Origin of the sequence: Corynebacterium mendelii (genome assembly GCF_017307055.1) — a bacterium.
In the GTDB taxonomy this organism is placed as follows: Bacteria; Actinomycetota; Actinomycetes; order Mycobacteriales; family Mycobacteriaceae; genus Corynebacterium; species Corynebacterium mendelii.
Genome location: NZ_JAFLEQ010000008.1, coordinates 534136 through 560154 on the forward strand (window position 1 = coordinate 534136; position 26019 = coordinate 560154).

The following is a 26019-nucleotide window of genomic DNA, read 5'->3' on the forward strand; positions in this document are numbered from 1 at the left end:
GGAAGGTTTTTTCCTCCGGGGTGAGGGCATCGGCACAGGCCACCAGCTGATCGCGCATGCCGAACTGGATGGCGTTGAACTGGCCGGACTGTTCGGCGAACAGATCGGCTTTGATCCGGTCCAGCCGATTGCCGGTGGCGGCGACATCGCTGAGGGCTTTTTCAACTTTGGCCGCCGGATCCGGGCCGACGGCAGCAGCAGCATCCCTGGCCTCGGGTGCGGTGTAGGCGGTTTTGACCGGACCGTCGGGGCTGTCGCCGGGAACCCCGGCTTCCTCGGCGGTGGTGGCAATGAGCATGCCCAGCCCTTCCTGTCCGCCGGCGGCGGCGATTCTGTCCTGCAGGACCCCCGGGTCGTCGGCTGTCGAGGGATTGGCGTCATAGGCCTCGATGGCGGCTTTCAGACCCGGATCAGCTTCATCCAGTTCCTCGATGCGCTGCTGTTTGGCTTTCTCGATCAAGGTTGTCCAAAACAGTGTCAGATCGCTGCCGGGTGCTTTCGGATCCACCCGGCAGACCTTGTCTTCGGTATCTGTTTTCACATCCACCGCGGCGGCAGGGGCGGCAAACAGTCCACCGGAGGCAAACACAACAGCTGTCAGCGCCACCCCGGCGGCGGTGCCGGATGCGGCGGGAAAACGTCCTGTGGTCCCGGAATTGAGGTGCGGCATGCCCCCCATTATGACCGGCGCTCCCCCGTTAGGGGTGATAAGGGTCTCCCCCATAGTGTTTTCGCGGTCACACCTTTTGTGCCCCTGGACTCAACGACCTCTTCAAGTCCCGCCCAATCACGTAGTTTGTTAACCGTTGGTTCACCCAGGTGCACTAGCTTTATCTCAGCACTTTTTGCACGTATGTCAACAAATATCGAGCAAGGCATAGAAAGATAACATCCATGTCACAACCATCCCTTGCTGCGGCGCCGTCCACCGGTTCTTCCGGCCGAAGCGGTGACCTGTGGTGGCACGTCGGCTTCGGCGGGCTGCTCAGCGTGGCGATCGTCTGGTTCACCATCTGGGCGTTCGGCTACACCGGTCCGCAAGCGAACAAAACGATCCTTCTGATCACCATCGTGTTCGCCGTGTTCATGGCGTTCAACATCGGTGGCAATGATGTCGCCAACTCCTTCGGTACCTCAGTCGGCGCCGGAACACTGACGATCAAACAGGCACTGATTGTTGCCGCGGTCTTTGAGGTCGGCGGCGCGGTGCTGGCCGGCGGGTCAGTCACCGATACGGTGCGCAAAGGGATCGTCAAACTCGATCCGGAGCTTCTGGCCCCGATGGATTTCGCCTATATCATGATGTCGGCGCTGCTCGGCGCCGCGTTGTGGCTGCTTTTGGCCACCCGTTTGGGTTGGCCGGTGTCGACCACCCACTCCATTGTCGGCGGCATTGTCGGCGCGGCTGTCACCGTCGGTTTCGCCACCGGCACCGGCGGCTGGGACATGGTGCAGTGGGGCAAAATCGCCACTATCGCCGCTTCCTGGGTGCTGTCCCCGCTACTCGGTGGTGTGGTCGCCTGGATGTTGTTCGGACTGGTGAAAAAACACATTCTCGTCTACAACGAGAAAGCCGACGAATCGCTGCGCAAAATCAAGCAGGAACGCGCCGAGCTGCGCACCCGCCACAAATCCGCGTTTGAACGTCTCGAAGAAATCCAGCAAATCTCCTACACCAATGCCATGGTGCGGGACGCCCAGCTGATGAGCACAGACGACTATGATCCGGATGAGCTGGAGTCGCCCTACTACCGGGAACTGCACCGCATCAACAGCCAGGTCGACGACGTCAACGCCAACAAGGCGCTGGAAACCTGGGTGCCGCTGCTGGCGGCTTTGGGATCGATCGTCATCGGCTCGATGCTGCTGTTCAAGGGGCTGAAAAACCTGCACCTGAATATCTCCGAGGTGGGCAACTACATCATCCTCGGCATGATTGCGGTGTCGGTGTGGATGGCCGTTTTCATTTTCGCGAAAACCCTCAAAAACCGTGCCCTGTCACGCTCGACGTTTCTGCTGTTTTCCTGGATGCAGGTCTTTACCGCCTCCGCGTTCGCTTTCTCCCACGGCTCCAACGACATCGCCAATGCGATCGGCCCGTTTGCGGCCGTACTCGATGTGCTCAAAACCGAGCACGTCAACAAGGAAGTCGCGGTACCCGCGGCGGCCATGCTGGCCATGGGCATTGCCCTGATCTCCGGCCTGTGGTTCATCGGCCGCTACGTGATCAAAACCGTCGGCTCCGATCTGACGAAGATGCATCCGGCGTCCGGTTTCTCCGCTGAGCTGTCCGCGGCCGGTGTGGTCATGCTGGCATCGGTACTGGGTATTCCGGTCTCCTCGACGCACATTCTCATCGGTTCAGTGCTCGGCGTCGGTATCGTCAACAAAGCCGCCAACTGGAAACTGATGAAACCGATCGGCATGGCATGGGTGATCACCCTGCCGGTGGCGGCCATCATTGCCGCGCTGTGTGTCACGGTGCTGCGTGCCCTGTTCGGCGGCTGAAAAACCCCGTTCCGCCGCTTTCCGGCTTGAGACGAAAAAACACAACCTCCCCGCGAAACATTCCCCGCGGCCGCTCTGTGCCCGGGGTTGCTGCGGGGAGGTTGTGTTTTTGTGCCCGCCCCGGTCAGGCCCGGGCTTTGCCGCGCTTCCAGTAGCCGCAGAACATGATGTTCGTTTTCTCCACACCCAGTTGTTTGACCAGGGTTCGTCGGCCTGTGGCCGCCAGTGACTGTTCGGCGCAAATCCAGGCAAAGGTCAGATCATCGGTCACATTGCCGATCAGCCACTGCGTGAGTTTGTCGTTGGCGGTCTGTTCGTCGGCATCGATGATCACCAGTCCGGCAAGCGATGATTGCAGCTGGGGGAGGATTTTTTCGACGCAGTCGTGGTCATCGATGACGGCCACCACGGTGGTGGCGGCACGTGTGGTGTCATCGAGTTGTTCAACTATGGCATGCACCGCCGGCAGTGCGGTGGGGTCAGCCACCAGCAGCTGCGGCCCCGGATTCGGCAGGTAAGACACCCCGCGGCTGCGGTAGCCCACCACATCACCGGGCTTGGCGTCCAAAGCGAAAGAGGATCCGGGTCCGCTGTGGCCGTGCGTGACCATATCGACGGTGATTTCCCCGGCCTCCCGGTCATGGCTGCGGACGGTGTAGATCCGCATGTCGGGGCGGTCAGCCTCATCGATGGCCGCCAGTGCCGCCCGGATATTGGTATCCGTTGCCTCCGGCAGCACCAGCCTGCGGCCTGCCGGCGGGATGAGCAGCCCGAAATATTCGTCATACCGGGTCGTGATTTCCGTGAACTGATCGGCGTGGAGCGTCAGCCTTTTCAGTCGTGGGGCCACAGTCTCGACCGCGGTGACCGTCACCGGGAACACCCGGTTGTCGCGGGATGGCTCGGGTACCGCCATATTTCTTTTCGCCCACGCCTGGTAGGCCCTGATAACGAGGGGATAGAGCTTTGTGCCCAGGGCATTGACGCCCCGGCGGGCAGCAGCGGACAGCACAGGGGGAAAACGCATGACACCTTCCGTGAAACAGTAGACAAAAGATATTAGCCGACCCTAACATATAGTGCTCTGCGGGGTGAATACCGTCAACACCGGCAGCCCGGTTGCTGTGCCGGATAGGCGGTAAGGCAGGCATTGGCAGTTGGTGGTTTAATCATCGGGGCGGCTGTCGTGCACCGCCGGCCCCGGCGGCCAGCAACCGTCGGCTGAAAAAACCTGACGAGAAGAAGTAGCAATGTCTCCCACTCCTTTCCGCCGTCGACCGCAGTTTGTGCCGGCGGTGTGCATAGCCCTGGGGCTTGGCCTGACAGTGGCTGTTCCGGCAGCCATCAGCAGCGTTGTTCCGGCGGCGGGACCCATCGAACAACATGACGACACCTATTCTCTGGAGCTCGCCGGTGACAGAGAACTGCTGTTTGCCCCGCCGGCCGGTTGGCAGCGTGCCAGAAGAGATTCCCTCGACGAGGTTGTCTTTACCGCACCGGATAACAGCCAGATCATGCGCGTGTGGGCGAAGGAGAATGTGCTCAACTTCGACAACTCGGCCAAACGCCTGGTCACTATGCGTTACCGGCAGGGCGTGGCCATCAAATTGTCGGGTCCGGACATCAGCACCGGCAACGGTTTTCAGGGCACCGGCTGCGAGGCGATCAACGTGCGGAAACAAACCGCCGGTGCGTGCGCGGTTGTCGGTGATGATGATGTCATCGCACTGGTGAGTGTGTTGTCGGGCAAAGACTCCGACCGGCAGGTGGTCGACAGTCTCGTCGGGTCGCTGCAGCTGAAAGGCAGCACCATGGGATCGGGCGATGATCCGGAGCGGGAATCAGGGCGCGGCCGGGACGGGGAAAAAGACATCCCCGACAGTGGCGTCGGTATGACGCAGCCGGTGACACCCGGCCGGGAGGGCGGGCGATGAATACCCGTTTCCACATCGCTGTCCCGGACAATCCGGCCCGGCTTGATTTTGTCGGCACCTCCCCGCGGTCGAGTGCGGTGCCGCTGGTCAGCGCCGCCCGCGAGTTTTTCCACCCCACCACCTTCACCTGGTGGATGTACTGCGTTTTGGTGCTGGCCGGGAGTATCGGCGCATCCACCGGGATTGCCCTGTTTGATACCCGGGTCACTCTCATGCGCCTGTTGCCGCTTTTTGTGATCACGCTCGGGCTTTTCGCCCTGCTGATTCTGGTCTTCGACCCCTACCGGGCCAGACGTTTTTGGGTGATGCTGCTTGCGGCGATGGCGGGAGCGTCGATTCCCACCTGGCTGTCGATGATCGCCAACGGCTACTGGGCCGGTGTGGTCACCGCCGTTCTTCCCGACGGTTCCGGTCCCCAATGGTGGGCGGCGGTGGCTGGCCCGACCAGCGAGGAATGGTCGAAAGCCATGTGTGTGTTCCTGATCATGGTCATCGCCGGTGCGAGTTTGCGCCGCCCCATGCACGGTCTTTTCACCGGCGCGTTTGTCGGTCTCGGATTCCAGATTCTGGAAAATATCTCCTATGCCTCCAATGCGGCGCTGACCGACATCAACAGCGATGTCAATGATGCTTTGACCATCACGGTGCTGCGGTCGGTGATCGGCATCAGCTCCCACTGGCTGTATTCGGGCGTGGTTGGGGCAGGTGTGGCTGTGGCGCTGGGGCGGACGGTCACCGATGTCCCGCTGTGGAAAAGACTCGGTGGTTTCTGCGGTTTTTACCTGCTCGGCTGGGGCCTGCATTTTGTGTGGAATGCCCCCGCAGGCGACAGTGTGCTGACGCTGCTGCTGATTCCGGTGAAAATGATTGCCTCGTTGGTGGTTTTCGGGCTGGTGCTTCGCTGGTGTTTCAACCAGGAGCGGCTGTTTCTGGTTGAAGCCATGGACGAAGTGGCCGCGGCGGGCACAGGGCATCCTGATCTGTCACGTTTGTCGGCGGACCAGCAGATGCGGACAGTTGTGGCCGGGACCCGCAGGCAGCGCCGCACAACGCTGTCACGGATCCGTTTCAGCGACGGTCCGGAGGCGAAAAAAGACGCCAAAAAATCCCGCCTCGTTTTGCTCGAAGCCCTGCAGGCGTGGGGGCGGCGGGGCACCGGGGTGGATGAACTGGCCGGCGCCAGCGTACCGCCGCAACTGCGGCACACGGCGCAACTACGGTGATGGGGCTTATCGGCACCGGCGAGGCGAAGCCTTGAGAAAAACCTGTGCCGGTGGCGGGCCGCCTGGCGGCGGCCAGATCAATCACCCCGCAGAGTGTTTTGACACTGTGGCCGGTTCCGGCTGAATCGGTCATGATTGCCCGCCGACCGGAGAGGGGCCGGGTACCGGGGACCGGCCCCACCAGCGGGGCCGAAAGACCGGAAAACATCCGGTTCGGGCAAGCTGGGGGACAGGTGATGGTTTTCTGCCTGCTGCCCGGTGGGGCACAGTGTCGCCCACCCATCCCCGGTGCGGGACAACACGGCGGGAAAAGCCGCGGGGTGCCGGCGAAGCGGCAAGCGGAAAAGCACAGAAAAATCCGGTCCCGGCGGGGATGTGCCGCCGGGACCGGATGACACCGTGTCATGCTCCTTGGGTGCCGCCCGGCCGGGGGCACCACAGCAAACAGCCCGGTTTACTGTTTCAGATCGTCGATGATCTTGTTGAATTTCTCCGCCGGGCGCATGACGGCAAACGCCTTGTCATCTTCGGGGGCGTAGTAGCCGCCGAGATCGGCACCCTCACCCTGCACGTCGATCAGCGTGGCATCGATGTCGGCCGCGGCATCGTCGAGTTTTTGGGCGATCGGCCCGAAAGCCTCGGCCAGCGCAGCATCGTCGGACTGGGCGGTCATTTCATCGGCCCAGAACTTCGCCAGCCAGAAGTGGCTGCCGCGGTTGTCGATCTCACCGACCTTGCGGGAGGGGGATTTGCCTTCGCCGAGCAGTTTCTCGGTGGCGCGGTCAAGAGCCGCGGCCAGCACGTCGGCTTTCTTGTTGCCGTCGGTCAGGGCGAAGTGCCGCAGGGACTCGGCCAGGGCGAGGAACTCGCCGAGGGAATCCCAGCGCAGGTGGTTTTCTTCCAGAACCTGCTGCACGTGCTTCGGGGCGGACCCGCCGGCACCGGTCTCGAACAGCCCGCCACCGGCCATCAGCGGAACGATCGACAGCATCTTCGCCGAAGTGCCGAGCTCCAGGATGGGGAAGAGATCGGTTAAGTAGTCGCGCAGCACGTTGCCGGTCACCGAGATGGTGTCCTTGCCCTCGCGGATGCGGTCGATGGACAGCTGGGTGGCTTCCACCGGGGACATGATGCGGATATCCAGGCCCTCGGTGTCGTGATCCTTGAGATAGGTTTCCACCAGGGTGATCAGGTTGCGGTCGTGGGCGCGCTCCGGATCAAGCCAGAACACCGCGGGCATACCCGACTGGCGGGAGCGGGTGACAGCCAGCTTGACCCAGTCACGGATCGGGGCGTCCTTGGCCTGGCAGGCACGCCAGATATCGCCCTCGTTGACGCTGTGCTCCATGAGGACTTCACCGGCGGAGTTACGGACCTGCACGGTGCCGTCGCCGGGAATCTTGAAGGTCTTGTCGTGGGAGCCGTACTCTTCGGCTTTCTGCGCCATCAGACCGACATTGGGCACAGTGCCCATGGTGGTCGGATCGAAGGCGCCGTTTTTGCGGCAGTCCTCGATGACGGTCTGGTAGACACCGGCGTAGGAGGAATCCGGCAGCACAGCCAGGGTGTCCTGCTCGGCATCATCCTTGTTCCACATGTGCCCGGAGGTGCGGATCATCGCCGGCATGGAGGCGTCGACAATCACATCCGAGGGAACATGCAGGTTGGTGATGCCCTTGTGGGAGTTGACCATCGCCAGATCGGGGCCGTCGGCCAGAGCCTTGTCGAACGCGGCTTTGATCTCGTCGCCGCCGTCGATCTCATCGAGTCCGGCGAGGATGGCGGCCAGGCCGTTTTCACCGTTGAGGCCGGCAGCGGTCAGTTTGTCGCCGTACACGTCGAAGACATCGGCGAAGAAAGCGCGCACCACATGGCCGAAGATGATCGGGTCGGAGACCTTCATCATGGTGGCCTTCAGGTGCACCGAGAACAGCACGCCTTCTTCCTTGGCGCGGGCGACCTGGGCTTTGAGGAACTCATCCAGCTTCGCAGCCGACATGCAGGTGGCGTCGACAACTTCACCCTGGAGAACCTTCAGGCTCTCTTTGAGGGCGTGGTCGTTGCCGTCGGTGTCGGTGAACACGATCGACAGGGTGTCGTCGGAGGGCATGATCACGGACTGTTCGTTGTGGCGGAAATCGCCCTCGTCCATGGTTGCCACATTGGTCTTGGAATCAGCGGTCCAACTACCCATGCGGTGGGGGTGTTTTTTGACGAAGTTCTTCACCGCGACAGGTGCCCGACGGTCGGAGTTGCCCTCACGCAGCACCGGGTTGACGGCGGAACCTTTCACCGCGTCGTAGGCGGCGAGGATCTCTTTGTCTTCGTCGGTTTCCGGGTTATCCGGGTAATCCGGGACGTTGAAACCTTTGTCCTGGAGTTCCTTGATGGCGGCTTTCAGCTGCGGCAGGGAAGCGGAAATATTCGGCAGCTTGATGATGTTGGCGTCCGGAGTTTTCGCCAGTTCGCCCAAAAATGCCAGGTCATCGGAGACTTTCTGGCCCTCTTCCAGGCGGTCGGGGAACTGGGCCAGGATACGGCCTGCCAGCGAAATGTCGCGGGTTTCGACCTCGATGCCGGCCTGGGAGGCGAAAGCCTCGATGACCGGTTTCAGCGAGTAGGTCGCAAGCAGCGGCGCTTCGTCGGTGCGGGTGTAGATGATGGTTGCCAAAAGGAAACTCCTTGGTTGAAAAATCGTTGGGTTGACCGCTGTATATGATACCTGCCGATCGACAGTTGGCGCATCCGCCGCGGGTGGGCGGCAACTCAATTGGAGGCTGGAAGACGGGAACAGGTATCCGCAAGCGGGTTGTTTTCGGGGGATATCCGCCGGTGGGGCTCCACCCCGCGACAACACCGCGGGCCGGTCATCCGGCGGAGATGGCGACCGGGGGCCCGGTTGCCTGTGGTCGCCCGGTTGCGCCGGGGGCGCTACCATCGGCAGTTATGTCTTTCACCGTCACCACAGTCAACGTCAACGGTATCCGCGCCGCAGTGAAAAAACGCTCGGAGGAAAACCTCGGTTTTCTTGACTGGGTGGACACAAACAGGCCCGACGTGATTTTGCTGCAGGAAGTGCGGGCCACGACCGACCAGACCGAAAAAGCCCTTGCCCCGCTTGTGGAAAACGGCTGGCACTACGCCGGTTTCGACTCGACGGCGAAAAAAGGCCACGCCGGGGTCGGTATCCTGTCCACCCACCAGCTCACCGGTATCGAGCGTGGGTTCGGTTCTTTCCCCGACACCGGCCGCTGGATTCAGGCGGAGGTGGCTGACCTGGGGATTACGGTGGCGAGCCTGTATCTTCCCTCCGGTTCGGAAGGCACGGCCAAACAGGACGAGAAATACCTGTTCCTCGACGAATTCGGGGAGCTGCTCAAAGACAAAGCGGCGGCCTGCGAGCAGATGGTCATCGGCGGGGACTGGAATATCTGCCACCGGCGGCAGGACATCAAAAACGACAAAACCAACAAAAAGAAATCCGGGTTCCTGGCCGACGAGCGGGCTTTCATGGACGAGGTCTTCGGCACCTGGCCGGATGAGCAGACCCAGATTGAATCCCACGGTGATTTCCTGGGGGCTGTCGACTACGTCAAACCGGCCGGCAAAGCCCTCCGGTGCCCGGCAACCGATCCGCAGTGGTTTGATGTGGCCCGCAGACTGTGGGGGGACACGGAAGGCCCCTACACCTGGTGGACCTACCGCGGCAAAGCCTTCGACACCGACGCCGGGTGGCGCATCGACTACCAGGCGGCGACGAAAAAACTCGCCGAGCGGGCGCGAAAAGCCTGGGTGGATAAAGCCGATCGCTACGATCTGCGCTGGTCCGACCATTCGCCGCTGACCGTCGAATACAACTGACCGGACAAACCATGTCCGCCGGGACAATCCGTCGGTCGGGGTTTTGGCCCAGTGCTTACCCGGTCAGCCAGTCAACTGACGATGACCGGCGTCGGCCGCGGGAACGCCGGTTGGACAGCGGCACCACCCGGACGACGGAAGCGACCCGCTGAAGATTCCCGAAGGCTTTTTTCGCATCCGCGCGGGCTGGTTGTTTCCCTGTTGCGGTCAATCCGATATTGGCGGCACCGTCGGTGAGCACCACCACTTTCACCCGGTCTTTGTCGTGCCGGGCGGCAATACGGCAGGCTGTGAGCAGACCGTCGGCCAACGGTGTCCCGCCGCCGGTGGGCAGAGCCGTCAATGATTGGCGGGCTTTGGTGATCGAGCGGGTCGGATCCAGTCCCACATAGGCTTTTTCTCCCCGGACGACCACCACCGCCACTTTGTCGCGGCGGCGGTAGGATCCTTCCAGCACATTCATGGCCACGGCTTTGGCGGTGCCGATGGCCCCCAGGCCCATCGATCCGGAGGCATCGACCACAATCACCGACAGCCCGCCGGCCGGGCAGCTGCGCTGCGCGGTGCGCAGATCATCCCGGGTCACAACCAGCCGGTTGCCGGTCCCGGGGGTGTGGCCGGTGTCTTTTTTCCTCAATTTCTGCCAGACACAGGCGGCTGCCAGAGTGGCCGGAAGATGCACCGGTTGCCCGGGGCGGGTGGGTGTGGTGATGCGAACGATACGGCCCCGGACAGGCGATACCAGCGGGGCACTGCCTGCACCGGGCCAGACTGTTGCCCCGGCTCCGGTGCGGCGCCGGACAGCGGGCAACCGGTCCAGTGGATCGCCCGCCGGCGGTGGGCTGTCGGCTGGAGGGGATTGTGGCCGGTGTGTTTCTTGGTCAGCCAGTGCATCAGGATCGGGATCGGTGCCGGATTGCCGCTGATTGCTCAGCTCCTCCGGTTCGCCGGGCTGGGCATCACCGCTGTTGTCCTTGTCTGTGCTGCCGGACGTGTCATCCTCTTGTGGCTGTGGCTGTGGCTGTGGCGGTGGCGGCGGGGGAGCGGTGCCTGTCCTGGGGCCGATGACCATCTGCGCTACAACGGTGAGCACCTCATCACGGGTGAGGTGTTCTGCGGCCAGCCGGTCGGCAAACAGCGCTGCCGGCACATCCAGTCCCGCACCTGCAAGACCTGCGGCGGTGATCATGTCCACCACATCCGCGGCCGGATCCCACTGATCGGGGGGCGTGGATCGGTCGCGGCCGGTGGCTGCATCATCACCGGCGCCCACCACCGCCAGACCGCTGCCATGGAGAAGACCGCGGATGGTTCCGGCGGTGATCTTTCCGGGCGACAGCTCAAGCACCAGCGGGCACCGGTCGGCCAGAATAGACGGTAAACCGCAGCCGGTGCTGCGCACCAGAAGCTTCCGGCATCCCACGGCCGCCGCCTGCTCGGGGGAGAAGCTGTCGCCCGCAGCGATGACAGACGCATCTTTTCCGGTTGTTTGTCCACTGATCACCGCAAGCTCCATGGCCGGGGTGAGAAAAGCGGCGGCAAGCCCACTGCTGCGCAGCAGATCCACGAATTCCGGCCAGCAGACATCGACGAAAACCGCATCCCCGGTCACAACCAGACCGACCCCGGGCGTGGCAGCCCAGGCGCGCAGCGCGGCCGGTACAAGGGAAAAGAAATCAGCGGGCATGGCGGGAGGTGTGTTTTCTCGTGTCGGTCAAGGACTGTCAGGCGGCCGCCCCTGCCCGGAGAACCTCACCCAGGCGGGCGTCGATGTCGGCGGGGGTTTCGAAAGCTTCCGTGTGAATGCGGTGGCGCAGGGCGGGTTTGGCCACCGCCAGCGCATCACCGACTGACACCCTGTTCCTTCCCTCAAGTGCGGCGTGTGCCGCGGCCGCCCGGGCCACCACCAGCTCCGCCCGGTGTCCGATGGTGCCGGCTGCGGCGCACCAGCCGATGACCTGTTCCAGCACCTCATCCCCGGTGGTCACCTCCGGCAGTATCCGCCGTGCCGCAGCCACCGAATCGGCGAGAGTCTGCTGTGTGTCGGCCGCATCCTGGATGAAACCGGCCGGATCCCGGTCGAAAGCCAGCCTGGCCCGCACAATCGACAGCCGGGTGGTGGGATCAGGGTCGGTTGCCACATGCGTGGCAAAACCGAAACGGTCCTGCAGCTGCGGGCGCAGATCGCCTTCTTCCGGATTACCGGAACCCACCAGCACAAACCGCGCCGGGTGGGAAGTTGATACACCGTCGCGCTCGACTATGTTGACGCCCGAGGCCGCCACATCCAGCAGCACATCGACCAGGTGGTCGTCGAGCAGGTTGATTTCGTCGATGTAGAGAAAACCCCCGTTAGCGGCAGAAAGCAGCCCGGGCCGGAAACGGGCCTGGCCTTCAGTCAGTGCGGCATCAATATCCAAGGAACCGATCACCCGGTCCTCGGTGACCCCCAGCGGCATGTCAACCACCGGTGCATCAATGCCGGCCAACTCCAGCAGACTGCCCAGCGCCCGCACCGTGGTGGTTTTCCCGGTTCCCCGGTCACCGAAAGCCAAAACCCCGCCGATCAACGGGTCAATGGCGCACAACACCAGACAGCGTTTGAGTTCTTCCTGCCCGATGATGCCGGTAAAGGGAAAAACACCCGGGGCCGCGGCAGGGGAGTCAGTGTCGGTCATGGGGTCCTTTCCTGGGGCTCGTGAAAGAAAAACGGAAGCTCGTTATCCCCGGCGGGTCGGGGCAATGGGACAACATGCGGCTGCACGGTGTCTGTGGCCACACGGTGTCTGTGGCTACATAATGTCTGTTGGTTCAATTCCCTCCAGGGCGCCGTCCAACCGGTCGGCGATATCTTCCAGCCGGTCGATGGTGTCACCGGTTGTCTGCCACAGGTTCCGCTCGGCGGCCTCCAGAAGCCGGTTCGTCATCGAGGATACGGCCGCCGGGTTGGCCCGCTCCATCACACTGCGGCGGTTGTCATCAAACAGCAGGACATCGGCCGCCCTGTCGAAGACCCAGTTGCCGACTGTTTTCGTGGTCGCCTGCATGCCGAAAGTGTTTTCCAGCCGGGTTCTCACCGCCGCCACCCCGGCATAGCCGTGGACAAGTTGTGCATCAATCCACTTCGGGTTCAAAATCCTGGTCCGCGATTCCAGGGCCATCGCCGATTCGAGGGTGTCAACATTTGTTTCCGCCTGCCACGACTGGGACACCAGACTGGAAGGTGCCGACCCGCCGCGCGCCCGGGTCACGGCGGTGGTCACCCCGCCGAGGAACTCGAAATAGTGGTCGATACCGGCAATGGAGGTCTCGGCTGAATCAATGTTCTGGAAAGTGGCGTCCACGGTTGTCAGGACACTGCGCAAAATACCGTGCACATCAGCGCCCTGACGGGTTCCCCAGGCATGGCCCATGCGGGTGAGGTACATCTCCGCCAGATCGTCGTCGGTCTCCCAATCACAGGCCTGCACCAGCCGGTTGACCCCGGTGCCGTAGGAGCCGCGGCCGGCGGAAAAGATCCGGGTCGCGGCATCAACGGCAGCAATATCGAGCTGGTCTGCGGTGGCTTTCGCATGATGGGCGATCGGATTCAATTCAGCCGGTTCATCCAGGGTGGCGATGTGTCGTACGGCTTTGTCCAAAAGCTCCACCGGATGGGGCAGGACATCCCGGCACACACCCGACAGGGTGGCCACCACATCAACCCGCGGGCGGCCCAACTCTTCCAGCGGGATGACAGTGAAATCATCGACCCGGCCGCGCGGGCCACGGACAGGTGTGGCGCCGATCAGGGCAAACGCCTGCGCCAGCCCTTCGCCGGAGGTTTTGATGTTGTCGATCCCCCACAACACCACCGCCACCGACGACGGGTAAGAACCGTTGTGGGAATCCCGGTAGGCGGCCAGCAGTTTATCCGCGGTGGCTTTTCCCCGCCTGATGGCTGTGGCCGTTGGAATCGACACCGGGTCGATGGCGTGAATATTTCTTCCCGTCGGCAGAGCATCCGGCTGGCGGGCGGGATCCCCACCGGCAACAGGAGGGGTGTAGCGGCCGTCAAGAGCGTTGAGAAAACTCTCCAATTCCGTGTTGGACTGGAGTTTTTCCTCCAATTCCCGCAGAGCATCGGTGGCCTGTTGACAGGTGGGATCATCGGCATAGGTGGCCGCCAGCTCCAGGGAACGTCTGGTCTGCTCCCGGGACATCGGCTCACCTATGACATGCAGACCCATCGCCACCGGGGTGCGGCGGATTTTCTCCAGCTCCCGGTGCAGCACCCGGGTATCGGCAATCTGCTCATCGGTGAAATTCGCCCGTTTCGCCGCCGCCACGATATCCGGGGTGGGGCGGTGGTTTGTGGATTGTGTGCCGTTGGGTTGCTGTGGGCTGAAGGGAGAGGACTGCCGGAGCTGTTCGTGAAGAAGACCCGCCAACTCCTCCAGGTCGCCGTAGAGACCGGCATCATCCAGCGGAGGGGTCAGATAGGTGACGGTCTGGGCCGCGGCGCGCCGTTTGGCAATCGTGCCCTCCCCGGGATTGGCCATCACATACAGGTAGATGTGCGGGACAGAGCCGCACAGATACACCGGCCAATCGTTAGTGGCCAGGCCGGTTTGCCGGCCGGGCATGAATTCCAGTGCCCCGTGGGTGCCGACATGAACCATCACATCGTGGCCGAACACTTCCTCCAGCCACAGGTAGTAGGCGGCGAAAGAATGCGACGGGGTGGCGTCTTCGTTGTAGAGCAGCTCCGCCGGATCATCGACATCACCGAACTGCGGCTGGCAGCCGACAACCACGTTGCCGAAGCGGGCACCGCGGATGATCATGTCCCCGCCGGTGGTGTCCACCGCGCCGGGAAGAAGCCCCCACGAGGAGTCGATTCTTGCCCGCTGCCGCGTATCCAGTGCCCTGGCATAGTCGGCGGCCCGCCACCGGGCCAGCACTGAAGCCTCAGAGCGTCTTCCCCCGCCACCGGAGCCGACGATCATGTCGGTCAGTTCCTCGACTGTGGCGGGAACCTCCACGGTGTAGCCGTCGGATTTGAGCCGGGAAAGAATCCGGTGCAGGGACGCAAACACATCCATCTGGGCTGCCGTGCCGATGGTGCCGTCACCATCCCAACCGAAAATCGTCAGCGATACCTTCCGCTGGTGTTTCGGGGTGTTTTTCAGTGTGATGGTGCGCCGGATACGGTCGGCAATCCGTTCGGCGGATTCACCATCCAGGCACATGGCACCGGTGTGTGCGTCTCTTCCGCCGTACACCCAGGGGGTGGTGGCCCCCTCCAATTCGGGAACCGCAATATTCATCGACACCGCCGCAGGCCACAGCCCCACAGGTCCCGGATCATCATCGCGCCAGTCGGCGAGTGTTCCCCGCTGCAGGGGGACAGGTGTGATCACCGGGGTGTTGGTCTGAGTCAGGAAGTCGGTTCCCTGTTCGTACATGGGTGCGCCGTGGTGGCCCAGCATGGTGAAACCGGTGAGATTCAGCCACACGTCAATGCCGTCTTTCACATCGTCCGGCATATCGGCCGGCGAGCCCAACCACACCACGGCAGCAAGATTTTTCCCCGCCAGCACACGCGCCATATCCCGGATGTATCCGCCGTCGCCGATGGCCTCGTGCAGGGGCATGGCGATCACCCCGACAGTGCCCAGCGGCCGGTCAGGTTGTTCGATCCCGGTATCAACCAGCCCGTGCGGCACATCATCGGGTAACGGCCCGGGATCGATGTCGGTGGCGCCGATGTGCAAAGCAGTAAGACGTGCGGCATGGATGATGCGCAAAGGAGTCATGAGCATCAGTGCGACCGCAATGCGGGCGGGCACCGGCATCCGGGCCACCGTATTACCCTTCGAACCCATCTGCGCCGCAGACATGGTTTTCATCGCTGGTGGCGGTGATTGCCCAGGAGTCGATGATGGTCCGGCGGTTTTTCCGGGCATGGAAGACGATGGAATACCGGTTTGGTTCCGGGTCTTTGGCCTCATCCCCGATGGTGGCATGCCGGCAACCGATTTTTTGGCGCGCATGGTCTCCATGGCCGGCGGCATCCCCGGGGAGTCCATTGCGGTCATCATGCCGAAGGAAGTCGCAACCTGGATGTCCTGGGTCACCGGAGGTGAGGAAAACACCGGAATCTCACCGGCCGCGGCCAGCAGGCGGCGTCCTTCATCCGGATCCAGCACCCCCTGAATCCACACCGCATCAACATTGTCCGGAAGATCATCGCTGTGGTCCAGGTGGATCAGCTCCACCGGCGGACAGCCCGGTTGGCCGGTGTTTTGTGCCGCAAGATCGTCACTGACCTGCTCGATCGACAGTGCGCCGGCACCGGAAAACCCCCAGCAGACAATACGGACCGGTTCCATATGATGCACCTGACTTTCCTTCCGGCTGCAATAAACGTCTGTGACAGGCTGGCCCGGTTGCAGACCACGTTAAAAAGATGTCACCGCTGATTTTAGGGGCCACAACCCGGGTGGTCTTCCGGGGTGGAACAGCCCCGGCATGATCATGGGGAATTGCTTGCGGCAGTGGTGTGTACTGGCGTGAGCCCCTCTCAGCCGGTTGTGCGCGGATGGGGACTAACATAAAAGACCATGACCGATACTGCAGAAAAAACCGCGACCACCACGAAAAAACAGCGGGTGCTCTCCGGCATCCAGCCCACCGCCGACTCCTACCACCTCGGCAACTACCTGGGTGCGCTGAAACAGTGGATCGAGCTGCAGGACCGGTTCGAGGCCTACTACTTCATCCCGGATCTTCACGCCATCACGGTTCCCGGACAAGATCCGGCAACCCTGCGCCACCGCACCATCGCCGGTGCCGCACAGCTTCTTGCCCTGGGCATTGACCCGGGGAAATCGGCCCTGTTCGTGCAATCCCAGGTGCCGGAACACGCGGAACTGGCGTGGGTGATGACCTGTTTGACCGGTTTCGGTGAAGCCCGCCGCATGACCCAGTTCAAAGACAAGTCCGCCAAACAGGGGCAGGAAAACACCACCGCCGGGCTGTTTGCCTACCCGATGCTCATGGCCGCCGATATTCTGCTCTACCGGCCGCAACTGGTCCCGGTCGGCGAAGACCAGCGCCAGCACCTGGAACTGACCCGCAACCTGGCCGAGAGATTCAACTCCCGGTACAAGAAAACCTTCGTGGTGCCGGAAGGGTTCATTCCCGAAGGGGCGGCCAAGATTTATGACCTGCAGGATCCGACCTCGAAGATGAGTAAATCCGGTTCCAACCCGAAGGGTCTGGTCAACCTGCTCGATGATCCGAAGGTATCTGCCAAACGCATCAAGTCGGCTGTCACCGACAACGAGGCCGAAATCCGCTACGACCCGGAAACCAAGCCCGGCGTGTCCAACCTGCTGGTCATCCAGTCGGCTTTGACCGGCACCCCGATTGATGATCTGGTGGCAGGCTACGAAGGCAAGGGCTACGGGCATCTGAAGGTCGACACCGCCGATGCGCTGGAAGCTTTCACCACCCCGCTGAAAGCCAAGTACGACGAGTACATGTCCGACCGCGCCCAGCTGGAGGATGTGCTGGCCCAGGGACGCGACCGCGCCCGGGAGATTGCCTCCCGCACGTTGGCGGATGTCTACGAACGGGTTGGATTTTTGGCCGGCAAAAAATAGAACACCCGGCCGCCGCGGTACCGGCGACCGTGTCTTCTCCCGGTTTTGGTCACTGATGACCCCCAAGCCCCCTGGTGAAGCGCCCGCACAGTGACCTGCTGCTGTGGCCCGCACACAGGGGGCTTTGCGGTGCATCGCACATGATTGTCCCGGGCGGGAGGGCAAAAAAATTCCGCATACGATGCCGTTATGGCAGCAACCGCACCCCGGAAAACGCGGCTGGTCGACACCCTGATGCGCACCCTGGCAGCCGGTGCCTGTGCGCTGCTTCCGGTCTGCTTGGCGGGGTCCATGCTTTCATGGACGATCACGACAGGGTGGTCATTGTGGAAGGGGTCAACCATGTTGTTTTGTCGGCCACCACTTGTGACCCCGACACCGGGAGATGGGCAGTGATGGTGCACGACACCATCGGGCTTTCCGGAGGCGATAACCCGCACCCAGATCGTCGGTCCTGTTCCGGATGGCGGGGAAATATCTGGGCGGCCGGTTACGGCTCGACGGGGGCGGTGGTCACCCCGGACCGGTAAACAGCCGCCAAAATGCCGAAGATGCCCACTGCCAACTGCAGGACATCACGTGTCCCGGCGATCGTTGACCGGGACTTCCAGCCCCGGCCAAAGAAATCACGGTGCCCGCCCCGATACGGCACAGCCCCGGTAACCGCCGGGAACAGGCGGCAACCGGGGCAGTGTGCTGCTTGGAGATGACCTTCACCGTCGCCGGTGGGTCGACGGGCTAGCCCATATTCGGCACCGGGAACAACGGCGGAATCGGCGGCAGATTCGCCATCCTGCGGACATCCGGGATGAGGAAAATAATGCCTGCGATGAACAGGATGCCGGTGAGAACACCCACAATGATCAGCGGGATTTTCGCGGCGCCGAGAGAGTCCATGGATGAACCCGAAGCTGCGCCACCCCCGGTTTCAGGGGCGGCAACGGGCTCGACCACGAAAGACTTTCTGCCGCTTTCGGCGCTGACCACAATCGTTTTTTCAGCGGATTCGGATGCCTGCAGATTCTTACCGCCGACAACCGCACCGTTGAAGGTGGCTTTGAGAGCGTGGCGCCCTTTGTCCGACGGAATGAAGGTATAGGAAGCTTTACCATCTGTGACCTTCGCGTCAGCCAACAGAGTGCCACCGTCGTAGAAGCTCACCCAGCTCTCACCGTCGGCTGCGCCGTCGATTTCGGCGGTCATGGTGATGGGCGTTCCCAGCCCCACAGTTCCGGAAGGCGACACCTTCAGGGCTGTGGAGGTCGCTTGTTCCGTGGACCGTGGGGTCGAGACAATCACTGGACCGGATTCGGCACTGGCAACCGTTGTATCGCCGTCGCTTTGCTGGGCGACAACCGCAGTGATCTCGTGGCTACCGGGAACAGTAATTGGAATATCGACTGTGGCGTTGCCGGAGGCATCAGTGGTTGCGTTGGCGATCTGCACGCCGTCAAGCCGGAAAAATACTGTCTGTTCCTGTTTTTTCCCGGCCGAAGGGTTGTAGGTGGCGGTCACTGTGGTGGTATCTCCCACAGACACCGTCGTGGTATTGGTGTTGAGCGAAAGCGTAGCGGATTTCAGCTCCGGTGCCGGGATCGCCGTATCACTGCTTCCACTGTCGGGTTTCGGGGTGGCTGGAACATCAATCTTGATGGTGGTTTCCGACTCGGTGTACTCGGTTTTGTTGCGGGACAGCTTCTGGAATGCTGCGGTGATGGTGTGCGACGAGTTTGCCGACAGGGGCACGTTCACTGACCCGGTACCGCCGCTGTTCAGGCGAACGGTGCCCAGAATTCGGGTGCCGTCGGTGAAGACCACACGGCCGTCTGCCAGATCGTCGTTGTTGTCCGCTTTCACTGTCGCCGACAGCGTGTATCCGACTGTGGGGGAGCCGGCAATGAGCGCCTGCCTTTCCGCTGTGGCCTCAATTGATGTTGGCACTTTAGTAACCGTTGCCCCCGAACCATCGGTATCTCCGTTGTTGGTGCCGGTTTTTTTGGCGATGGTCACCAGCGCCAAGCTGTTTTGTGGGGCAAATTCTTCGTTTCCCTCGTACACGACAGTGACTAATTTCGTGGTGTCTTCTCCGGAGGTGTTGGGCGGGAACTTTTTCTTCCAGACGGCTGTGCCGTCGGCAGAGACTTTCACGTCATGGGGTACACCGTCGACTTCGAAGGTGACTGTGCCCCCGGTGACCGGGTTACCGTCGGTGGTGAGCACCCGCACCGACAAGTCAGTTTCCCCGCCCTCGGCAGGCAGATACTGGGCGTCCCCGTTGATGAAACCAATGCTGGTGTTTATCTTTGACGGCTTTTCACCCGCTTTCAGCACCGTGACGGTGGCAAGCACATCCGGTTCAGATTTGCAGAGCACAATTCCGCGCTCCTTCGATTCCCAAAAGAGAGCCTTCAAAACCCGCAGATAGAATCCACCGGTTTTGATTTCCACTGTCCCGGGTTTGGTGGCGGTGAACGCCAAATCGAGGTTCGCATGCTTGTAGACACCATCGGCTTCCAAACCGTAAGGCTGTCGCCACTTGCTTGGATCAGAACTTTTGACCTCGATGGAATACTGGCCAAAATTGGATGTCGGGTGCTGGGCCTGCGGAACACCCTTCAACCCTTCCATGCTGCCGCTGTCCACGGTCGCTTTGTCCAACCTGGCTACGCGGGCAGAGATCGCCTGGATTGTGTAGCCCATATTCCAGCTGGGTTCTTCCACTGCCATCCGGTCCGGCTCAACCAATACGTTGAACTCGGACCCTAGGGCAACTTCCTTGGGCGCAGTCACCCGGAAAGTTTTTTTGAAAGAAGAAACCCCTTTATCGCACTTGAACGTGACCGGAACTTCCACGGCGTTGGCGGCATTCGCTGTGGCAGATGGAACCACGGCAAGCATAGCGGCGGTCGCTAGAGCCGTGACCGTGGCGGTGGCGGCTTTCATCCGCCGCTTCAAAGAGGAGATTGTCATTGCTTGTTCCTCGTGTCTTTCTTTATTCGGCGGATGGATTATTTGTTGTCGGTCTCGGCGATGGCGGCAGGTTGCCCGGACTCTTTGTTGTCACCGCCGGAAGACCCGGCAGACGATCCGGCATCCCCGCCTGCGAACAGGTTGGTGAAGAACTCGATGATCCTTGAGAAAAATCCACCGTTGGCGTTTGTTCCTTCAGCAGATTTGTTGAGGATGCCGCCCTTGATGTTGATGCTGTACGACTGGCTCCCCAATGAATTTCCGGAGCCATCGAAAAAGTCGATCTGGACCGGCTGCTGCCCGCCACCTTTGAAGGTGAGGTCGAATCCGGCTTTGCCGTTGATCACCGGGATTTTGGCGGGCTGGCCGGATTCTTGGAGTGCCTTGTTGTTGATAGTCACGACCAGGTAGCCATTGACTCCATCAGTGGAATCGGTCTCGGTGTTTTTCACTGCGACGTCGATGGAGATCGGTTTATCAGCATCAGCTTCATGGGGGATTTCTGCCTCCACCAGAGCAATGTTCAATGCCCCTTCCCCGGACTCGTTGTCGGTGGCTGTGACCGGGACAATATCGGAAATTGGGGAGAGGAGGGAGTCTTCGGACGGAACATAGCTCACCTCAACCGGGGTTTCACCGGTTGAAGTAACGGTGATGTCGACAAAAGCGGTGCCGTTGGATAGCTCGGCTTTGGTTGTACGGCCGTGGACACGAGCGATGACCGTTCCTCTTGCCGGGGCACCGGATGCAGTGGCAACGACCACCTGCATTGGCGTGGGGGTGAAAGGCTTCAGATTTGCCGGGGCGGTGGGGGTGAGCGTGGGGGTTTCACGCTGTGCGGCAACTACGGTGGTTTCTGCCGTCGTGTTGGTTTGGCCGGACCCCTTGTCCGGGAAGTATTCGGCGGACACAGGGTTTAGTCCGGGCTGGTCGATGATCATTTCGGCGATGGCTCTACCGTTTGTGACGGGAACCTGTTTGGTCACAGCGCCAGCGGTGAAAGCAACAGTGCCTGAGGTGTCTTTGGAACCGCCCTTCTTCGGGGTGACGGTGGCGGTGAATTCCGCTCTTTTACCGGGCGTTACCACTGTCGTCGGACCTTCGAGGGTCAGTGAGGTGCTGGTATTTTCGGTGACCTCGATGACTCCCTCGCTGTCACCGTCGGCAATCGGGGAACCTGCCGCGGCCTTGAACTCGGCGGTGATCTTTCTTGAACCCAGTTTCTTGCCGACTGGAATCCGTGCCACGGCGTTGCCCTGATCCACCTTCACGGTGACCGGGGTAGCCCCCTCGAGAGTGAAGGTGACAGTGCCTTCGGCTCCCTCACCAATGAATGTGGATGCAGTTACGGTCGTATCCTGATTGGCGGTAGGTGATACTGCCAACACGAATTCAGCGGGGCTGGCGCCGACTTTGACTGTGGCAGTGGCTTCCGACGGCTTGAAATCTTCCGCGTTCGCTGGGATGAATCTAGCTTTGAGTGGAATTTTGCCGGGATTTTTGAAGAACAGCGAGGCTTTGACATGACCGTCGGTGACGGTGTCGGAGGCTTGTTCACCGGCTGCACTGAACTCCACGGTGCCTTCGGCATCGGAGGGGCTGACAGTCGCCTCGACAAAATTGAAGGCGTTGGCGGCCTTGACGCTGGTGGTGGCGATCGTCACGTTTGTGTCCTGGGCGGGCGGTTTTTGTACCTCCTCCGTCACCGTCCAGGTGTAGAGGTGCTTGGCCTTTTCGTAGAACTTGGAGCCGGTGTCTTCCCGGGGAGTGCAGTAAGTCGGTGCGAAGACTTTTCCGATGAGGGCGCCGGCGTCTGTTACTGCGTTGAAAGTGATGTACGCCTTGTCGTTCGCATTGGGCTGATCGGCCCCGTTTTTCCACCGGGTGCCGAAGGAGAACTCACCGGTTCTTATAGCCTGGAAGGTCAAAATAAGCTCTGGGAGCTCCCAGAAAATGCGGTTTCTCTGGACCGCGTAGTTGGCGTTTCCAGTGCCTTTTTTCGAGGCATTCGGGCTGTTGCCGATCGTGGCATTGTCGGCGGAAGCGATACGCAGAATTCTGCCGTTTTCGTCCTTTTCACCGTTTTCGTTGACGGTGAAGGCGCTCAGTCCCGATACGTTGGTGGAGGGGGTGTTTTTCAACGATGCCGACATCAACTTCATACCTTCCGGTAGCTGGTAATCGGCCTTGATGCGGGCATTGTTGGTGACTTTGGCACCCGGGGGAAGTCCGTCAACGATGCTTTCCTCGGGGATAACCTTCAGCCTCGCCTTGACGTATTTTCCTACCTGCACATTTGGGGTGGAAGTGACTTTGACGGTGACGGACTGTCCAGTGTTGGTCTTGGGAGGAGCCAGCTTGTCCGGAACTGCGAAACAGGTCTGCGGGTACCTGACTTCAGTGGTGGTTTCCTTCGCTGACGCCACTTGAATCGGCACGATGACCGCCGCGGTGGCCAGGGCCGCCGCGGACAGGGCTGCGGTGATTTTTCTGCGCATGAATCTTTACCTCGAAAAGGATGTGCATGTCCGGGCGATAATCGTCTGGTACAACCCGGATGCCGGGTGCGGGGGCGGCTGCCTGCTACGGCAACCGGTGGGCAAGGGCACTGTCTGCGGGAAATAAATCCCGGCCAGTGGGAGGTGGGCACATCACAGTGGACTTACCCACTTATCGTTTACGAGACTAAAGATAAACTCAGTTGTCTGCCTTTATGTCCCTAGTAAGGGCATCTGGGGGTGCGGGGCGGGGCAGCAGCAGTCACGGTTGTGGTTGGCTGTCCGTTGACTGGCGGGCAAAACAATGTGGGGGATGGTGGGTTACTGCGCGTCGGGGCCGGGAATGTTGTTTTTCTTCACCGCAAAGACGGCGACAATGATCGCGATGAGCAGCAGCAGAGCCGCCACAATCCACAGCCAGCCCAGCGATGAGTGTGAGCGGCGGGCTGCGGTTTCGGCGGGCAGGGGGGCGCCTGCCCCGGGGTCGGGGTTAGCCACCAACGGGGAAGTGGTGTCCCCGGTAGTGGTCTGTGTGGTGGTGGTCTGTTTGTTGTCGCCCGGGGTGACCTTGATGGTGGTGGTTGCTTCCGCAGCTGTCAGCGGCGACTGTGTCGCAGGGGTGAATTCGGCGGTCAGTTCCAACTCACCGGTGTCGTCGCCGACGGGAATCTCCGCCCGTGCTTTTCCCTCTGCCAGGGCCACGGATACCGGTTTGCCGTCACCGAGGGTGAAAAGCACCACGCCCTCGGCGCCTTCGATTGTGGCGGTCGCGGTGAGCGTGTCGCCGGCCCGTGTGGTCGCCGGGGCGGACAGGGTGATCTGGCTTCCCCTGCCCCGGACGGTGACTGTGCTGGTGGTGGTGACCGGGGAGGCGGTGGTGTCTGCGGCGGTGAACGTGGCGGTGATCTTTTTGTCCCCGGCGGAGTCGAAGATCATCTCTGCCTCGGCCTGCCCGTCGGTGACCGGCACCGACTGTGTCTGGCCGTGGTAGGTGAAGGTGATCTCCCCCTCGGCGGTGGGAGGGGTCACCGTGGCGCGGACAGTGGTTGTCTCCCCGGCGGTGGCCGTCACCGGCGCAATCTCCAGGGAGGGCTGTTTTTCTTCGCCGATGACCGTCCAGGTGAACAGGTTGCGGGCACTGTCGGCAAAAGGCGTGCCGGAGTTGATGCGCGGCGTGCAGTAGGTGCCCGCCCACACCGGACCGATCACCGGCACCTGGGTTTCGGTGAGGAAGGTGATGTAGGCCCTGGGGTTGATTCCCGGTGCATCGGCCCCGCCGCGGTTGCGGGCGGCCAGGCTGTAGGTTCCCGGGGTGGTGGCTTTCATGGTGAAGTTCAACGCCGGCATCTGCCAGGTGATGGTGTCCCCGCTCACCGGGGTGGATCCGGGGGCAGGCTGGTTGAGGGAGGAATTGGGGGAGTTGCCGATGGTGGCGTTGGCCGGTGATGCCATGCGCAGAATCCGGCCTTCGGGATCTTTTTCCCCGGCTTCGTTGACGGTGAACACGTCCACCCCGGAAATATTTGTCGGCCCCGATGTTGCGGTGCCGGTGATCTCGAAGCCGTCGGGCAGATCCAGATCGGTTTTGATCCGGTACTGGTTGACGATTTCCGCCCCCAGCGGCAGCTGCTGCAGCGGGGCGCCGTGGGGGACGAAGACAACGGACACATCCACTGTCTCACCGACGGCGACCTGGCTGGTGGAGGAGGTGGTGCGCACAATAACCTCCTGGCCGGTGTTGTCGGTCGGCGGCACCAGTTTCTCCGGCACCCCGTGGCAGGTCTGGTTGAAGGTGACGGTGGTTGATTCCGCCGCCGCGGCGGCCGGGGCAGCCATGACGGCCGCCATGGCCACCGGAAGAGCAAGGGCAAAAGTCTCGCGTGCGCGCACTGGGGGTTCCTCGGTGTGTTCTCGCTGTCGGTCACCGGCGGGCGGGGATGGTCCACGCTGTCATCAGGTGCGGCCGACGGCTGCCGGCCGGCTGGTTTTTCAGGGAAAATTTTAGGCCATCGCCGCCGCCTGTGGGGTGGGCGGACCGGCCGCCGGGTGTGCCGCGCGGTGGTTGACGGGGGTGTCATCTTTTTTTCAAAAAAGCCCGCGGCCAGTGCCGGATGTCACTGTCAGCTGGGCCAGCTATTACCATGCCTGGTAAGACATGCCGGACCATGTGCCTGTGCCTTTGTGCATGCCCGTGCCCTGTGCGGGGGTGCGGGAGAGCCGGGTTCCACCGATATTGAACAAGAAAGTACGACAAGCCGATGGCCTCTATGACGGCACCGAAAGACAAGACCACCGACGAGTACGGCATCGAACGGGTCAGCAAGGACGAACCCGGCAAAATCGACGAGCTGCGTGACAGGTGGCCCTGGTTCGACCATGTGATGCGCATGCAGGAACGTTTCGGGCAGATGGGCGGCACCCAGTATGCGGCGGGAATCACCTATTTCTCCGTGCTGTCGATGTTTCCGATCCTCATGCTGCTGTTCGCCGGTGTGGCGTTCGCGTTGGTGAAAAACCCGGAGGCCCTGCAGTGGGTGCGTGACGAAGTCGACCGCGCGGTGTCGGGGAATATGGGTGATTCGATCAACAAGATCATCGACACCGCCATCCAGCAGCGCGGCGCCATTGCCGGTATCGGTGGTGTGACCGCCCTGTGGTCGGGGACCTCGTGGATGAACCATCTGCGCTACGGGGCGTCGAAAATGTGGAAAGTCGACCCGCTCGACGGCAACTTCGTGGTGCGCAAAATCTGGGATCTGCTCGGTCTTGTCTGCCTGCTTGTTGCCCTGGTGGTGGCGTTCGGCATCACCGCCGCCGGGTCGTCGGGGCTGACGGTGCACCTGCTGAAACTGTTGGGTCTGAGCGATGTCCCCGGGATTGACGTCATTACCTCCGTGGTGGCTGTCGTGGTCGGTTTGATCGCCAACTACCTGGTGTTTTTGTGGCTGATGATGTATCTGCCGCGGACCAGGGTGCCGCTGAAATCGGCGGCGAAGGGCGCGGTGCTCGGTGCGGTGGCTTTCGAGATTTTCAAACAGCTGGGAAGCCTGTTTTTCTCCAACGCGCTGCAAAACCCGGCGGGTGCCACCTTCGGCCCGATCATCGGCCTGATGGTGCTGTTCTATTTCATCTGGATGATCGTCATGTACTGTTCGGCGTTTACCGCCACCACCGAACGTGCGTTGAAACAGGCTGATGTGCCCGCCCCCGAACCGGCGGTGATCACGGTCCGCCGCGATATCGACGACACGGCGGCGACCAGCCGGAAAGCGGGCCTGATCGGCACGGGTGCGGCCATCGGTGCCGCGGTGGTCGGGATGACGGGAATTTTGCGCCGCAAGCGCTGAGCACACCGGGTGTTTCGGCTGTGCGCCGC

General features: G+C 61.8%; 16 protein-coding genes. 7 read left to right on the forward strand and 9 right to left on the reverse strand.

What is annotated here, in order from left to right:
* Positions 1 to 670, reverse strand: a 670-nt coding sequence (locus tag JZY06_RS05595; protein WP_207119001.1) for a hypothetical protein, incomplete at its 3' end; no start/stop codon positions are given.
* A gap of 224 nt (positions 671 to 894) precedes the next feature.
* Here JZY06_RS05595 and JZY06_RS05600 point away from each other — a divergent pair.
* Entirely contained in the window at positions 895 to 2508 is a 1614-nt protein-coding gene (locus JZY06_RS05600) for an inorganic phosphate transporter (protein WP_207119003.1), read from the forward strand.
* A 124-nt stretch (positions 2509 to 2632) separates the two neighbouring features.
* Here JZY06_RS05600 and JZY06_RS05605 read toward each other — a convergent pair whose 3' ends face one another.
* Positions 2633 to 3535 (reverse strand): siderophore-interacting protein, encoded by a 903-nt coding sequence (locus JZY06_RS05605; protein ID WP_207119005.1) that lies wholly within the window; start codon positions 3533 to 3535, stop codon positions 2633 to 2635.
* A gap of 223 nt (positions 3536 to 3758) precedes the next feature.
* Here JZY06_RS05605 and JZY06_RS05610 point away from each other — a divergent pair, with 223 nt between their 5' ends.
* Entirely contained in the window at positions 3759 to 4442 is a 684-nt protein-coding gene (locus JZY06_RS05610; RefSeq protein ID WP_207119007.1) for a hypothetical protein, read from the forward strand.
* Entirely contained in the window at positions 4439 to 5665 is a 1227-nt protein-coding gene (locus tag JZY06_RS05615) for a PrsW family intramembrane metalloprotease (protein WP_207119009.1), read from the forward strand. Before JZY06_RS05610 ends, JZY06_RS05615 begins: the two co-directional genes overlap by 4 nt.
* 454 nt (positions 5666 to 6119) lie before the next feature.
* Here JZY06_RS05615 and JZY06_RS05620 read toward each other — a convergent pair whose 3' ends face one another.
* A complete protein-coding gene (locus JZY06_RS05620; RefSeq protein WP_207119011.1) occupies positions 6120 to 8336 on the reverse strand; it encodes an NADP-dependent isocitrate dehydrogenase in 2217 nt (738 codons plus the stop codon).
* A gap of 275 nt (positions 8337 to 8611) precedes the next feature.
* On the opposite strand from JZY06_RS05620, the gene JZY06_RS05625 reads away from it, so the two are divergent.
* Complete coding sequence (locus JZY06_RS05625; RefSeq protein WP_207119012.1) at positions 8612 to 9526, forward strand: exodeoxyribonuclease III; 915 nt, start codon at positions 8612 to 8614, stop codon at positions 9524 to 9526.
* 55 nt (positions 9527 to 9581) lie between these two features.
* Here the strand turns inward: JZY06_RS05625 and JZY06_RS05630 are convergent, their stop codons facing one another.
* The 3 genes from JZY06_RS05630 to JZY06_RS05640 form a co-directional block, all read right to left on the reverse strand.
* On the reverse strand, positions 9582 to 11213 hold the full coding sequence (locus JZY06_RS05630; RefSeq protein WP_207119013.1) for a VWA domain-containing protein: 1632 nt from the start codon (positions 11211 to 11213) through the stop codon (positions 9582 to 9584).
* A 37-nt stretch (positions 11214 to 11250) separates the two neighbouring features.
* Positions 11251 to 12204, reverse strand: coding sequence for an ATP-binding protein (locus tag JZY06_RS05635; RefSeq protein ID WP_207119014.1), 954 nt, complete (start codon positions 12202 to 12204; stop codon positions 11251 to 11253).
* A 114-nt stretch (positions 12205 to 12318) separates the two neighbouring features.
* Complete coding sequence (locus JZY06_RS05640) at positions 12319 to 15900, reverse strand: cobaltochelatase subunit CobN (protein WP_207119015.1); 3582 nt, start codon at positions 15898 to 15900, stop codon at positions 12319 to 12321.
* A 231-nt stretch (positions 15901 to 16131) separates the two neighbouring features.
* On the opposite strand from JZY06_RS05640, the gene trpS reads away from it, so the two are divergent.
* The gene (gene trpS, locus JZY06_RS05645) at positions 16132 to 17175 is read left to right on the forward strand and encodes a tryptophan--tRNA ligase (protein WP_207119017.1); all 1044 of its coding nucleotides are present in this window, start codon (positions 16132 to 16134) and stop codon (positions 17173 to 17175) included.
* Positions 17176 to 17474: 299 nt separating this feature from the next.
* Entirely contained in the window at positions 17475 to 17705 is a 231-nt protein-coding gene (locus tag JZY06_RS05650) for a hypothetical protein (RefSeq protein ID WP_207119019.1), read from the forward strand.
* A 208-nt stretch (positions 17706 to 17913) separates the two neighbouring features.
* Here JZY06_RS05650 and JZY06_RS05655 read toward each other — a convergent pair whose 3' ends face one another.
* The 3 genes from JZY06_RS05655 to JZY06_RS05665 all read right to left on the reverse strand — a co-directional run bounded on the left by JZY06_RS05655 (position 17914) and on the right by JZY06_RS05665 (position 24533).
* Positions 17914 to 20145, reverse strand: coding sequence for an Ig-like domain-containing protein (locus JZY06_RS05655; protein WP_207119021.1), 2232 nt, complete (start codon positions 20143 to 20145; stop codon positions 17914 to 17916).
* A gap of 38 nt (positions 20146 to 20183) precedes the next feature.
* Entirely contained in the window at positions 20184 to 22643 is a 2460-nt protein-coding gene (locus JZY06_RS05660; RefSeq protein ID WP_207119023.1) for a hypothetical protein, read from the reverse strand.
* A gap of 321 nt (positions 22644 to 22964) precedes the next feature.
* Complete coding sequence (locus JZY06_RS05665; protein ID WP_207119025.1) at positions 22965 to 24533, reverse strand: Ig-like domain repeat protein; 1569 nt, start codon at positions 24531 to 24533, stop codon at positions 22965 to 22967.
* Between the two features lie 368 nt (positions 24534 to 24901).
* Between JZY06_RS05665 and JZY06_RS05670 the strand changes: the two genes are divergently transcribed.
* Positions 24902 to 25990 carry a YhjD/YihY/BrkB family envelope integrity protein gene (locus tag JZY06_RS05670; RefSeq protein WP_207119027.1) on the forward strand — a complete coding sequence of 363 codons (1089 nt, stop codon included), beginning with the start codon at positions 24902 to 24904 and terminating at the stop codon, positions 25988 to 25990.
* The last annotated feature ends 29 nt before the right edge of the window (positions 25991 to 26019 follow it).